We start from the raw sequence: 13,508 nt of genomic DNA on the forward strand, positions 1-13,508 counted from the left end.
TTATGTGGAAATCTGTATTTAAATTAGCAATACCAGTAGCAATACAAAGTATTATGTTCTCACTATTCAATATTTTTGATCAAATAATGGTTGGAACTTTGGGAACAACAGCGGTGGTTTCAGTTGGCTTAGGATCTAAGATTTTTTTCATTTTATTATTTACTATGATAGGTTTAACTGGAGGATTAGGTATTTTATCAGCACAATTAATAGGAAGCGAACAAACAGAAAAGATTAGTAAAATACAAGGTATGACAATGTTTGCAGGAAGTGTTTTAGTCTTGGTATTTGTTATCTTATCTATGGTATTTCCTAGATTTTGTATGACTTTATTTACGAATGATGAAAAAGTAATATCCCTTGGAATAAAATATCATAGGGCTATTGCCTTAGGGTATATACCATTTTTCTTGAATATAATATATGTAACCATTTTAAGAAATGCAAAAATAGTTAAAATTCCACTATATGCAACAATTGTAGGACTTGGTGTAAATACATTATTTAATTATATTTTAATTTTTGGTAAATTTGGTTTTCCAAAACTTGGTGTTTTAGGAGCTGGAATTGCAACTACATCTTCACAAACTATTTCTTGTATAATTTTACTGAGCATAGTTTATGGGAAAAAATTAATAGGGTCATATAGCATAAAGGAACTTTTACAATTTTTAACTTTTGATAAAGATATTCTTCTATATTGGAAATTAACCCTACCAACTTTAGTTGAAAATATTAGCTTTATAGCAACAGATAGTATTTCAAACTCAATATATGGTTATATGGGGACAAAGCAAACAATAGCAGTTACAATAATGTTTCCTATACAAGGAGCTATAATAGGATTTTTCAGTGGATTTTCAACTGCCTCTAGTGTTCTTGTAGGTAATTATTTAGGCAAAAATGAAAAAGAAAAGGCATATATAATTTCTAAAAAAATATTGATATTAGCAAGTGTTGCACCTCTTATAGTAGGTTGTATTTATTTGTTATTTAATAATCTATATCTAACTATTTTTAAATTAAGTCCATATTCATTAGAAATGACAAAAAAAGTAATGTATTTTATGGTAATTTTTGCACCAATAAAAATATTTAATATGACTATTACTAATGGTGCATTGACAGCAGGAGGAGAAACAAAATTTGTATTGTATCAATCTATAATAGGTTCTTGGGTTTTTGCTGTTCCAATGGGATATATTTCAGCCTTTATTTTACATTTTCCAATATATTATGTTTTTGTATCTATTTCATTTGCAGAAATATTAAGAGCTTGCTTATGCTATTATAAATATATGAATAAATCATGGTTAAACAATTTAGTTAGCTAATCATAAATAAAATTAATAGTACTATAAATAATATATATTTTACAATATAAGAAAATATTAATATAATACAGTTAATGAGGTTATCTTTTACAAGACTTAACTTTTATCAATTAGAATTATTTGAAATATTTTCCCTAAATTTATATCCTTTCATTACTTGACAAAAAATCAGTAATTATGTATAATTCTTATATTGACGAAAGAACGAAAGGAGTCTCGAAATGGCAGTACCAAAGAAGAGAACCTCTAAAGCAAAAAGAAACATGAGAAGGGCACATGATGGGATATCAGCACCTTCATTTATAGTTGAAGCTGATGGAACAGTAAGAAGACCACATAGAGTAAACTTAGAAACAGGGCTATATAGAGGTAGACAAGTATTAGCTGAAGCTAAAGAAGAAAAGGAAGCAAAATAAATATTGAAGTTTTGACTTCTTTTTTTTTATAATGTATAATTTACTAGAAAATTAGTTTGAAAGGCAAAGTAAAAATATGGAAAAATATAGACTAGAAGGATTAGATTGTGCAGATTGCGGAATAAAATTAGAGAAATATTTACAGGAAAAAGAATATGTAGAAGAAGTTAGCATAAGTTTTGCAACTAAAACAATGATAATAACTACAAAGGACATGGCAAAGGTTAAAAAAGACATAAAAGAAATTGAACCTGATGTTAAAGTTTTAGAACCTAATAAAAGTAAGGCAGATATAGAAGCAGATCATGAAATAAATAATTTAGAAAAAGAAAAATATCTTATTATTACTTCATTTGTTCTTTTTGCCATAGCATTTATTGTAGAAATATTGCAAAAATTTATGTATGTTCCTTATGATCTATATTTGTTCTTTGATCCCATATATATAGTATCTTATTTGATAATAGGGTTACCTATATTAATAGGAGCATATAATTGTATAATAAGAAAAAATTTCTTTGATGAAAAAGTACTTATGAGTATATCGACAATAGCCGCCTTTTGTATAGGCTCATTTGAAGAAGCTTGTGGAGTTATGGTATTTTATGCTATTGGAGAATATTTCCAAAATATTGCTATTATAAATTCAAGAAAAGATATAAAGAATTTATTAGAATTAAAAGAAGATACTGCAAATGTTATCTTAGATGAAAATGAAAACTTTGAAGAAGTTAAAATAGAAGATGTTAGGGAAGGTAGCTATATATTAGTTAAACCTGGAGAAAAAGTACCTTTAGATGGAATAATAGTAAAAGGATCTGGAGAATTTAATTTGGCAGCTTTAACAGGTGAAAGTATGCCTAAACAAATAGAAATAGGTGAAGCAGTATATGCAGGGGCTATTAATATGAATTCTAAAATTATACTTAAAGTAACACATAAGTATGAAAATTCTTCAATGTTTAAATTAGTCGAATTAATAGAAAGTTCTATGCATAAAAAAACGAAGGCAGATAAATTTATAACAACATTTTCTAATTGGTATACACCATGTATAATAATATTAGCTATTTTAGTTGCTATACTACCACCTTTGTTTACACAAAGAATTACTTTTGAAAAATCGCTTTATAGTAGTATAGTCTTACTTGTAATATCTTGTCCTTGTGCCTTGGTTTTGAGTATACCTTTAACATATTTTACTGGTGTTGGATCACTTGCTAAAAAAGGGATTTTAGTTAAGGCAATAAATATTTTTGATACAGTTGAAAAAGTTGATACGGTCTTTTTGGATAAAACTGGAACAATCACAGAAGGTAAGTTCCATGTTGCAGAAATAAATGAATATTATGATAATATGCGTGATTTGAATGAAAGAGAAATTTTTGAATATATTTATATTGCAGAAAATAATTCAAATCATCCCATTGCCAAAAGTATAATAGAGTTTATAAAAGCAAAATATGGCTTAACAAAGGTCAAATATGATGATGTATATATGGAATTTATTAGCTATTGTCAACATTGTGGTTGCTGTCATAAACCAAAAGAACATGGGGAAAATAAGGATGGGAAAATGTATGTTGATGAATATAGACATCATATAGGACATTTTGAGGAAGATTTATGTAATAATCATGAATTTAGTATAAATAATCCTGAAGAAGATAAGACTTTTGGTCAAGATATTCAAATTAAAAGCCTAAAAGAAATAGCAGGTCAAGGTATAAAATTAATAACTGAAAAGTATGAAGTTTTAGTTGGAAATGATGCTATGATGAAAAAAAATAAGGTATTGATTCCAGCTAGTGCGAAGAATATAAAGGATGAATATGGAACTAATGTTAATGTTGCCTTTAATGGGCAATATGTTCTTAATATTTATATTAGAGATAAAGTTAAAAAAGATACTAAAGAAGCTATTAAACAAATGAGACAAAATGGTATAAAAAATATAGTTATGCTAACAGGTGATAATAGACTTTCAGCAATGGAAGTTAAAAATTCATTAACTATTGATGAGTGCTACTATAATCTATTACCTAATGATAAGCTTAAAATATTAGAAGAACATAAAAAAGGGCAAAAAATTATGTATTTGGGTGATGGAATTAATGATGCCCCAGTTATAGCAAGTGCAGATGTAGGTGTAGCTATGGGGAAAGCTGGTAGTGATGTAACTATAGGAGCTTCAGATATAGTATTTAATACTGAAACTTTGATGAATGTTGTTTATTTGAAAAAAAATGCCAAAAAGATGAAGTATATAGTATTAGAAAATATAAGTATAATACTTATAGTTAAATTTATTATAATCATTTTAGGTATCTTAGGCAAAGCAGGAATGTGGGGAGCTGTGTTTGGAGATGTTGGAGTAGCTCTAGTTGCAATATTTAATTCTAAGAGAATAAAGAGAATAAAAATTAATTGAATTTGCACCCAAAAAATGGGTGCTTTTTTAATTGATTAGGTAAACAATTAATGGTAAAATAAAAAAGATACATAGGAATAATAAAAAATGGGAGAAATATAAAGTATGTATAAAATTGATAAAAAAAGAGCAATGTTTATTTTAAATAAAGAATATGATAATACTATATTTGTATTATCAAAAGGTGAAGGTTCACAAATGACTTTTGCAGAAACGGTAGCAGCAATTTCAAATTTAAAAGTTAAAGCTAATGCTCGTGATATTATATTAGTTAAATCAATTCAAAATGGATTAGATTATCTTTTAGATAAATTGTATTATGATGACTTATATTTTGATAAAGATATTTTATGTATGATAAATAGATATGTAGCAGCTAATGAAAATTTTGATAATATAGGTGGCTTTTCCATTTCAGCTAGAATATGAATTTGATGTTTTAAAATGTTGGTACAAAAATGAAAAAGAAAATAAGGGCAGAAAATATATTGAATTAGCTTTAAAATTATTTAAGCATCAATTTTTTGGAGATGGAAATAAGAGAACAGCACAACTTATGATGAATGGTTTATTAGTGAAAAAAGGGTATGCTCCTTTTGTAATTAATTTTTATGATGAAAATACATCAAAAGAGTTGGTAGATTATTATGATAATGATAATATAATACCATTATTTAAAACAATGTTAAAAGCTCAAAAAGAAACAATGCTTTCATATTGTATCCCAGGAGAAGAAAAGAAAATAGAAGAAGAATATGAAAATGATTTAGAAATTATTGAAGGTGGAAAATGAATATATCAAAAGAAAAAAGAGAAAAACTTTTAAATTATTTAGAAAAATTAAAAGAAGGAAAAGAAGATGAAGATATTAGAATAATATCAGAAATTGAAAAAGCATTAAATAAAAAGAAATATGGATTAGTATGGGAAGAACATAGTGAAAAAGTAGACGAAGAATTAAAAACAAATATACCAGTATTTAAAGAAGTAGAAGAAAGAAAAATAGAAAAAGATAAAGAAAAAGCATATAACTTTTTACTAGAAGGAGATAACCTACATTCATTAAGACTATTAGAAAAGACACATAAGGGGAAAATAGATGTAATATATATAAGATCCACCATATAATACAGGTAATAAGGATTTTATTTATAATGATCAATATGTAGACAAAACAGATGGCTACTCACATAGTAAGTGGCTAAGCTTTATGTAAAAAAGACTAAGAATAGCAAAAGAATTATTAACAGAAGAAGGAGTAATCTTCATTTCGATAGATGATAATGAACAAGCACAATTAAAGTTACTTTGCGATGAGATATTTGGGGGAGAGAATTTTATAGCTAGTATTACAAGGAATACAAATAGTTCTAAAAATCAAAGTTTGTATATTTCAGTAAGTCATGAATACTGTTTAGTATATTCAAAAAATATTTATAAATGGAACAATGCCAGATAGTATATTTGATAAATATAAAAGTAGAACAGAGCTTATCCCCATTGAACCTTATACTTCAAAAGTACATAGAGGTGTAATCTAATAGGTGCAGGTAATAGTGGTATATATAAAAATACCAAGGGAGCATTAAAACCAGAGCATTTGATGGATGAGCTTAGACGAAGTGGTGTTAAATTTACAGAAGAAGATGTTATAGCAATAATGAGACAGAAAAATGGGAATATAGCTTGGTTAGAAAAGGGAAATAAAAGAGCTGGTTTTAGACATATATTAAATGAACATGAAAAAGACTTTAAATTGATAGGAATAGATAAATATCAATTACCTAGAGTAATTATTTATGCAATAAAAGTAGGGAAAATAGTTGGAAAACAAGGAACTGGTAAATTTCCGAGAGATATATATGAGATAGAGCTAAATGGGAAGAGAAAATATATAGCAATAACTATATCTAAAAATGGATATATTATAGGAGCTAATCCAAGTAAGGGGAACATGAAATGAAAACAATAAGAATTGATTTAGAATATGGTTTATATCCAATGTGGTTACTTAATGAAAATGGATATATTATAGACAATATACTTGCAGAGCAATTGGGACTAGATGATGAAATTACAGAAAAAGTACAGAAATTACAAGATTTATATGATAGTTTATTTATAAATACAAAAATAGAATTTTCATATATTGGAGATAAAGAACCTAAAAAGATAGAAGAAATAAAAAAACTATATTTAGAAATTTCAAATAAAATTAAAAGTAAATTAAAATACAGATATAATGTTAAAATTTCAGAATTGAATATTTAAATTAAGTAGTAAATAAATGAAGAAATTTAGATTTATATTCATCATATTATAAAATAGACTATAAAAACCAGCCAGTATATTTTGATAAAGAACAAGAAAAGAAAGATAAATACAAAATGCTAGACTTATTGGGTAAACTCCGAAAAAGACTCGATGAATTAAATGACGGTTCTTTTGAAATTGATGACATAGAAACTGAAAGGGTTAAAAAACTGTAATGAAAGAATTTGTTACACAAAAAAGCTATTGATTTTGCAAAGTTGTAAATGAAATAAAGGTGAGGATAATTAAAAAATAAATAATAGGAGAATAGATAAACAATGAATTTATCAAAAGAGAAAAGAGAAAGACTTTTAAATTATTTAGAAAAATTAAAAGAAGGAAAAGAAGATGAAGATATTAGAATAATATTAGAAATTGAAAAAGCCTTAAATGAAAAGAAATATGGTTTAGTATGGGAAGAACATAGTGAAAAAGTAGACGAAGAATTAAAAACAAATATACCAGTATTTAAAGAAGTAGAAGAAAGAAAAATAGAAAAAGATAAAGAAAAAGCATATAACTTTTTACTAGAAGGAGATAACCTACATTCATTAAGACTATTAGAAAAGACACATAAGGGGAAAATAGATGTAATATATATAGATCCACCATATAATACAGGTAATAAGGACTTTATTTATAATGATCAATATGTAGACAAAACAGATGGCTATTCACATAGCAAGTGGCTAAGTTTTATGGAAAAAAGATTAAGAATAGCAAAAGAATTATTAACAGAAGAAGGAGTAATCTTCATTTCAATAGATGATAATGAACAAGCACAATTAAAGTTACTTTGTGATGAGGTGTTTGGGGGAGAGAATTTTGTTTCAAGTATATGTGTAGAATTATCCAAAACACAAGGAATGAAAGTAAAGTCAGCACAAGAAGGAAGAATTGTTAAGAATCACGAATATATTTTTATATATAGTAAAAATATAGAAAAGATATATATAGATAGAAAACCATTGTACGAAAAAACAGATATTTGGGACAATCATTTTAATAAAATAATTTTAAATTTAGATAATAAATACTATATATACACAATTGATGAATACATAAAAAATAATAATGAGAAGATATTTAAATTATTTCAAAAATATAATATTTTAGATAATGAAAAGATTACAAATAATAGCATAAGAAAAGGTATATTAATAAATGAAGAAATACAAAAATATTTTTATAATGATATTTCAGATATAATATATCAAGAAATGGCATGTAGTATTGCGATTCCAGAATATATAATTGAAAAATTAGAAAAAGAAAAGATATTAAAATATGAGAAATATTTATTAACCACAACATCTAGTGGTAAAATAAGACAATTAAGATCGCTTAAAGAAAATATTAATTTTTCTGATGATTATGATCCAAAATTGCAAAGAGTTACAATAAGAGGAGCATTGTGGAAAGATTTTTACTCAGATATGATGAATATTCAAAAAGAAGGGAAAATGGATTTTAAAAATGGTAAAAAACCTATTAGACTTATAAAACAATTAAATAAATGGTTCAACAGAAAAAATTCAATAGTCTTAGACTTCTTCGCAGGATCAGGTACAACAGGACATGCAGTTGTACAGCTTAATAAAGAAGATGGTGGAAATAGGAAATATATTCTTTGTACTAATAATGAAAATAATATATGTGAAGATGTAACATATAAAAGACTTAGTAATATACAAGAAGAATTGCCACATAATTTAAAATACTATAAGGTAGATTGTGTATCAAAATCAGATGAAGAAGTATATGAAAAATTAAATGAACATATACAAGAAATGGTGAATTTGGAAGAAGGAAAAGAAGTAAAAGTAATTTACGATGAAGAAGAAGTAGAAAAAGTATTAGAAGAAAGTGCTTGTGATAGTTCAGTATATATTATGGGTGGAATAATGTTAAGTGGTAAAGAACAAAAAATAGTAGAAAAAAAGAGAATAAAGATAAAAGAGGTTCCAGAAATATATTATAGAAATGAATTGAAAGAGTTGGGAGAAATATAGTATAGAAATAATTAAAGATTGGTTAGATATGGCAATTATACTAAAAAAGAATGAGCAATATGGGCAAAAATAAGATTAGCTATAATTTATATAGATACAATCAAAAAATTTATAAAATAGAGAGTTAAATTTTAATTTAATTATTGGACATCGTATAAATTATTTTTTTAAAAATTTAGATATAGAAACTTAATGAATATAAAAAAGAGGTTAATATGAAAGATTTTTTGGAAAATATCGATATTATAGATATAAATGAATATGCTGAAAAAGTAGAAAAAATGAGTCAAAATATGGAATCATTATTTAGTGATAATGCAGGAATACATAGAACAGCTTATTTAAGTTGGAATATGAGAGATATTATTGACTCGGAGGAAGAAAAATTAATATTTTTAGCTGATTCTTATTATTTTGTTAGTAAAAAAACATTAGAAGAATGTTTTGAATGTTATGAAAATAGAGATGCAGATAGGCTGATTTTTCCTATATTATTTTGCTTTATTCAAACTATAGAATTATATTTTAAAGCTATAATTATAGTGATGGAAAAAATTTCAGAAGAAAAAGATATTTCTATTTCAAAATATAGGCACAATTTAAATAAATTATATGAATATATAAAAAAAAGAATGGAAAAAGAAGAAGGTTCGGAACAATTATTAACAGGATTAAATTTAATATATAATTTTATAAAAAATATATATGATAAAACAAATGATTTAACTTTTGTGAGATATCCTTATACAAATAAAGGAGAAGAACAATTTTATTTAAAACAAAGAGAAGTCATAGATTTAGATATTTTATATGAAAATATGGAATATGTGTATAAAATGCTTGTATTTATATATTTAGATTATTCTAGTAAATTAGAAATTATGGAAGAAATGAGAAATTCATATTCATATTAGAAAGGTGGAAAATGAATATATCAAAAGAAAGAAGAGAAAAACTTTTAAATTATTTAGAAAAATTAAAAGAAGGAAAAGAAGATGAAGATATTAGAATAATATCAGAAATTGAGAAAGCCTTAAATGAAAAGAAATATGGATTAGTATGGGAAGAACATAGTGAAAAAGTAGATGAAGAATTAAAAACAAATATACCAGTATTTAAAGAAGTAGAAGAAAGAAAAATAGAAAAAGATAAAGAAAAAGCATATAACTTTTTACTAGAAGGAGATAACCTACATTCATTAAGACTATTAGAAAAGACACATAAGGGGAAAATAGATGTAATATATATAGATCCACCATATAATACAGGTAATAAGGACTTTATTTATAATGATCAATATGTAGACAAAACAGATGGCTATTCACATAGTAAGTGGCTAAGTTTTATGGAGAAAAGATTAAGAATAGCAAGGGAGTTATTGATAGATGATGGTATTATTTATATAAGTATCGATGATAATGAACTATTTCAACTTAAACTATTATGTGATGAAATTTTTGGAGGAGCAAATTTTATAGCTAATTTTACAAGAACTACCAGAAAAGGTGGTGGAAGCATGTCTAAGTATGTTTCAACTGATCATGAATATATATTGCTATATTCTAAAGATATAACAAAAAAAAATAGATTTTATGTTCCTTTTGATGAAAAATATTTAAAGCGTTATAATGAATCAGATGATAATGGTAAATATTTTTGGGATACATTTGCAAGGAATAGACAAGGGAGTTCAAATATTTATAAAATTGAATTTCCTAATGGAGAATTAGTAGAAAATTCTTGGATATATAAAAAAGAAAAATTTCTTGAATTATTAAAAAAAGGAGATATTAGATTTAAAAAAATAGCTGATGGAAAATATTCATTACAAATAAAGCAAAGATTAAATGAAAATGGACAAATAATGAGAAGTGAAATAAGAGATTATCCTAATTCTTTGGGAACAAAAACATTAGTAAATTTAATTGGTAAAGATAAATTTAACTATGCAAAGCCGATAGAACTAATAATGTATATTCTTAGTTTTTCTAACAAAAACTCCACAATCCTCGACTTCTTCGCAGGATCAGGTACAACAGGACATGCAGTGGCAAAGCTTAATGTTGAAGATGGAGGGAATCGTAAGTATATATTATGTACTAATAATGAAAATAATATATGTGAAGATGTAACATATAAAAGACTTAGTAATATACAGGAAGAATTACCACATAATTTAAAATACTATAAGGTAGATTATGTATCAAAATCAGATGAAGAAGTATATGAAAAATTAAATGAACATATACAAGAAATGGTAAATTTGGAAGAAGGAAAAGAAGTAAAAGTAATCTACGATGAAGAAGAAGTCGAAAAAGTATTAGAAGAAAGTTCTTGTGATAGTTCAGTATATATTATGAGTGGAATAATGTTAAGTGGTAAAGAACAAAAAATAGTAGAAAAAAAGAGAATAAAGATAAAAGAGGTTCCAGAAATATATTATAGAAATGAATTGAAAGAGTTGGGAGAAATATGATAGGAATAAATTTGAAAGATTTTCAAGAAAGAACGGTAGATTTTTTAATAGATAAAACTATGGATTCAGAATCAAATAGAAGAATAATAGTGAAAAGTCCAACTGGTAGTGGTAAGACAATAATATTATTAAACTTTATTGAAAGATATCTTGATATATCTGATGCAGTATTTTGTTGGTTGTGTCCTGGTAAAGGTGAACTTGAAAAGCAATCTCTTGAAAAAATGAATAAATTTTGTCCTAATTTAAAGACTGGAGATATAGACAGTATAATAAATAATGGATTTGAATTGAATACAACATATTTTATTAATTGGGAAAAAATTACAAAAAGGGGTAATATTGCAATTTCAGACACAGAAAGAAAGAATTTGTTTGAAAGAATTGCAGAAGCACATTCACAACAGTTTCCGTTTATAATAATAATTGATGAAGAACATAATAATGATACTAAAAAAGCTGATGATATAATAAATAGTATAAATGCTAAATATGAAATAAGAGTTTCGGCTACACCTAATCCAAAATCTATTGGTGAAATATATGAAATAAAAGAAGAAGATGTAATTAATGAAGGTTTAATTACAAAATTTATGTATATTAATAAAGATTTAAATGAAGTTGAAATAGATGATATACAACATGAAACGAATATATTAATTGAAAAGGCAAATGAAATTAGAAAACAAGTAAAAGAAGAATATAGAAAAATAGGAGAGAATATTAACCCTTTAGTTTTAGTTCAATTTCCTAACTTAAATGATGATCTTATACAACAAGTAGAAGATAAATTAAATGAAATGGGATACAGTTATGAAAATGGATTGGTTTCTAGTTGGTTTTCATCAGCAGATAAAAAAGAAAAATCTAAAAAAATAGGTATAATTAATCTAAAAGATATAACGAATATTGATGGAAAACAAGATTTTCTTTTATTTAAACAAGCAATTGCAACAGGTTGGGACTGTCCGAGAGCGAAAATTTTGGTAAAATTAAGAGAAAAAATGAGTGAAACATTTGAAATACAGACTTTAGGTAGACTAAGAAGAATGCCTAGGGCAATACATTATGAAGATGATATATTAGATTGTTCATATTTATACACATTTGATGAAAAGTATAAATTAGAAGTTATTAACTCAGGTTTAGGTTGTGAAAAACAAAAAGTATTTTTGAAAAATGACGCAAAGGAAATAAAATTAATAAAGCAAACAAGAAAAGATGACTATCAATATCAAGATGAAAAAAAAGTTAGAAAAAATATTTATGAATTTTTAAAGAAAAAGTATAAATTAGGAACGATAAAGGAAAATAATAAAAAGATTTTAGAAATATATGGATATGAGTTTGGAGAATATATTACAAAGACATATCTTAAAGGAAAATATACAACTTTTGAACAAATAACAAAAAGTAAAGATATATCAAAAATGAATATAAAGATAGATACACACTTACATGGTATAGATTTGCAACATAATACAAATGAATTGAAAAAAACGATGGGGCTTTCATATGAAACAACTAATAAAATTTTAAGAACCTTATTTAAAAAAGGCTATGGTATTAATTCAAATAAATTACTTAATTTAAAATTAAGTGAATATTATACTTTCATAATTAATAATATTGATAAGTTAAAAGAAGTATTTTATGAATTTCAAGAAATAGAATTGCAAGATAGTGGTGTACAACAAATAAAAGAAGCTAAAGAAGATTACTTCTATATTCCAAAAGAAGAATATTATGACTTTATACCTAATTCAAAAAATGTAGAAATAATGAATTCAAATGTATATAAAGGATATAATACAAGTATGATAGTTGAAGGAATAAGAAGTAAGCCTGAAAGATTGTTTGAAAAATATTGTGAAAGTTCTGAAAATGTTAAGTATTTCTATAAAAATGGAGATAAAGGGACTGAATATTTATCAATAGTGTATATTACTAATTTGGGAAAAGAAAGTCTTTTTTATCCAGATTATGTTGTCGAAATGAAAGATGGAACAATTTGGCTAATAGAAACAAAAGGTGGAGAATATAAAGGTCAAAGTAAAAATATTGATATACAAGTTGGAAATAAATTTAAAGTTCTTAAAAATTTTTGCAAAAGACATGGATATAATTTTGGCTTTGTAAGAGATGTAAATGATGAATTATATATTAATAACGAAAAATATGTAGATGATATGAAAAATGATAGCTGGAAGAAATTATCAAAAGTTATATAAAAATAGGTTTTCAGAGTTATAAAGTCTATAACCCTTAATTTTATTGAGAGTATAGGCTTTTTTTGATTGTGAAAAATAAAAAAAGCAAAATTTTATGATGATGACTTTGAAAGATATAGAAGCATAATTAGAATAATTAAATTTAGTCTGTCAAGTAAAAGTGATTTTGTCGCAAAAATTCAATTTTATTAGCCCTGTTTTTTAAGCAGGGCTTTTTCACATTTTTTAGATTTCTTTTGAATTAACTTCTTTTTTTCATCTATTTCTATTAAGTTGTACACTTTATCTCACAATA

Annotated in this window: 13 protein-coding genes; all 13 read left to right on the forward strand. The window is 25.1% G+C overall.

The window, feature by feature from the left end; all coding sequences use genetic code 11:
• Positions 1 to 2: 2 nt before the first annotated feature.
• The 13 genes from AWT65_RS02350 (at position 3) to AWT65_RS02405 (ending at position 13,213) form a co-directional block, all read left to right on the forward strand.
• The gene (locus AWT65_RS02350; protein WP_066728960.1) at positions 3 to 1,334 is read left to right on the forward strand and encodes an MATE family efflux transporter; all 1,332 of its coding nucleotides are present in this window, start codon (positions 3 to 5) and stop codon (positions 1,332 to 1,334) included.
• Positions 1,335 to 1,555: 221 nt separating this feature from the next.
• Positions 1,556 to 1,750, forward strand: a complete 195-nt coding sequence (rpmF, locus tag AWT65_RS02355; RefSeq protein WP_066728962.1) for a 50S ribosomal protein L32 — start codon at positions 1,556 to 1,558, stop codon at positions 1,748 to 1,750.
• Positions 1,751 to 1,826: 76 nt separating this feature from the next.
• Positions 1,827 to 4,181: a heavy metal translocating P-type ATPase gene (locus AWT65_RS02360; RefSeq protein WP_066728963.1), complete on the forward strand. Its 2,355-nt coding sequence runs from the start codon at positions 1,827 to 1,829 to the stop codon at positions 4,179 to 4,181.
• A 105-nt stretch (positions 4,182 to 4,286) separates the two neighbouring features.
• Positions 4,287 to 4,610, forward strand: coding sequence for a hypothetical protein (locus AWT65_RS02365; RefSeq protein WP_066728964.1), 324 nt, complete (start codon positions 4,287 to 4,289; stop codon positions 4,608 to 4,610).
• Positions 4,582 to 4,974, forward strand: coding sequence for a Fic family protein (locus AWT65_RS06580; protein WP_066728966.1), 393 nt, complete (start codon positions 4,582 to 4,584; stop codon positions 4,972 to 4,974). Before AWT65_RS02365 ends, AWT65_RS06580 begins: the two co-directional genes overlap by 29 nt.
• Complete coding sequence (locus tag AWT65_RS06725) at positions 4,971 to 5,309, forward strand: hypothetical protein (RefSeq protein WP_232292781.1); 339 nt, start codon at positions 4,971 to 4,973, stop codon at positions 5,307 to 5,309. The genes AWT65_RS06580 and AWT65_RS06725 overlap by 4 nt, the downstream gene beginning before the upstream one ends.
• A gap of 145 nt (positions 5,310 to 5,454) precedes the next feature.
• The gene (locus AWT65_RS06730; protein ID WP_232292783.1) at positions 5,455 to 5,640 is read left to right on the forward strand and encodes a DNA methyltransferase; all 186 of its coding nucleotides are present in this window, start codon (positions 5,455 to 5,457) and stop codon (positions 5,638 to 5,640) included.
• Positions 5,641 to 5,784: 144 nt separating this feature from the next.
• Positions 5,785 to 6,144 (forward strand): hypothetical protein, encoded by a 360-nt coding sequence (locus AWT65_RS02380; protein ID WP_066728968.1) that lies wholly within the window; start codon positions 5,785 to 5,787, stop codon positions 6,142 to 6,144.
• Positions 6,141 to 6,452, forward strand: coding sequence for a hypothetical protein (locus tag AWT65_RS02385; RefSeq protein WP_066728970.1), 312 nt, complete (start codon positions 6,141 to 6,143; stop codon positions 6,450 to 6,452). The genes AWT65_RS02380 and AWT65_RS02385 overlap by 4 nt, the downstream gene beginning before the upstream one ends.
• A 320-nt stretch (positions 6,453 to 6,772) precedes the next feature.
• The gene (locus AWT65_RS02390; protein WP_066728972.1) at positions 6,773 to 8,506 is read left to right on the forward strand and encodes a site-specific DNA-methyltransferase; all 1,734 of its coding nucleotides are present in this window, start codon (positions 6,773 to 6,775) and stop codon (positions 8,504 to 8,506) included.
• A gap of 215 nt (positions 8,507 to 8,721) precedes the next feature.
• Positions 8,722 to 9,420, forward strand: coding sequence for a hypothetical protein (locus AWT65_RS02395; protein ID WP_066728974.1), 699 nt, complete (start codon positions 8,722 to 8,724; stop codon positions 9,418 to 9,420).
• Between the two features lie 11 nt (positions 9,421 to 9,431).
• Entirely contained in the window at positions 9,432 to 10,982 is a 1,551-nt protein-coding gene (locus tag AWT65_RS02400) for a site-specific DNA-methyltransferase (RefSeq protein ID WP_066728976.1), read from the forward strand.
• Positions 10,979 to 13,213, forward strand: a complete 2,235-nt coding sequence (locus AWT65_RS02405) for a DEAD/DEAH box helicase (RefSeq protein WP_066728978.1) — start codon at positions 10,979 to 10,981, stop codon at positions 13,211 to 13,213. Before AWT65_RS02400 ends, AWT65_RS02405 begins: the two co-directional genes overlap by 4 nt.
• Positions 13,214 to 13,508 lie beyond the last annotated feature (295 nt).

The sequence above is a fragment of the Sneathia sanguinegens genome (genome assembly GCF_001517935.1).
Taxonomy (GTDB): Bacteria; Fusobacteriota; Fusobacteriia; order Fusobacteriales; family Leptotrichiaceae; genus Sneathia; species Sneathia sanguinegens.

Excerpts from the sequence above, each read along its gene's own strand:
- AWT65_RS06725 (WP_232292781.1), top strand. The coding sequence starts at position 4,971 with ATGAATATATCAAAAGAAAAAAGAGAAAAACTTTTAAATTATTTAGAA.
- AWT65_RS02360 (WP_066728963.1), top strand. The coding sequence starts at position 1,827 with ATGGAAAAATATAGACTAGAAGGATTAGATTGTGCAGATTGCGGAATA.
- AWT65_RS02400 (WP_066728976.1), top strand. The coding sequence starts at position 9,432 with ATGAATATATCAAAAGAAAGAAGAGAAAAACTTTTAAATTATTTAGAA.
- AWT65_RS02385 (WP_066728970.1), top strand. The coding sequence starts at position 6,141 with ATGAAAACAATAAGAATTGATTTAGAATATGGTTTATATCCAATGTGG.
- AWT65_RS02350 (WP_066728960.1), top strand. The coding sequence starts at position 3 with ATGTGGAAATCTGTATTTAAATTAGCAATACCAGTAGCAATACAAAGT.
- AWT65_RS02365 (WP_066728964.1), top strand. The coding sequence starts at position 4,287 with ATGTATAAAATTGATAAAAAAAGAGCAATGTTTATTTTAAATAAAGAA.
- AWT65_RS02380 (WP_066728968.1), top strand. The coding sequence starts at position 5,785 with ATGGATGAGCTTAGACGAAGTGGTGTTAAATTTACAGAAGAAGATGTT.
- rpmF (WP_066728962.1), top strand. The coding sequence starts at position 1,556 with ATGGCAGTACCAAAGAAGAGAACCTCTAAAGCAAAAAGAAACATGAGA.
- AWT65_RS02395 (WP_066728974.1), top strand. The coding sequence starts at position 8,722 with ATGAAAGATTTTTTGGAAAATATCGATATTATAGATATAAATGAATAT.
- AWT65_RS02390 (WP_066728972.1), top strand. The coding sequence starts at position 6,773 with ATGAATTTATCAAAAGAGAAAAGAGAAAGACTTTTAAATTATTTAGAA.
- AWT65_RS02405 (WP_066728978.1), top strand. The coding sequence starts at position 10,979 with ATGATAGGAATAAATTTGAAAGATTTTCAAGAAAGAACGGTAGATTTT.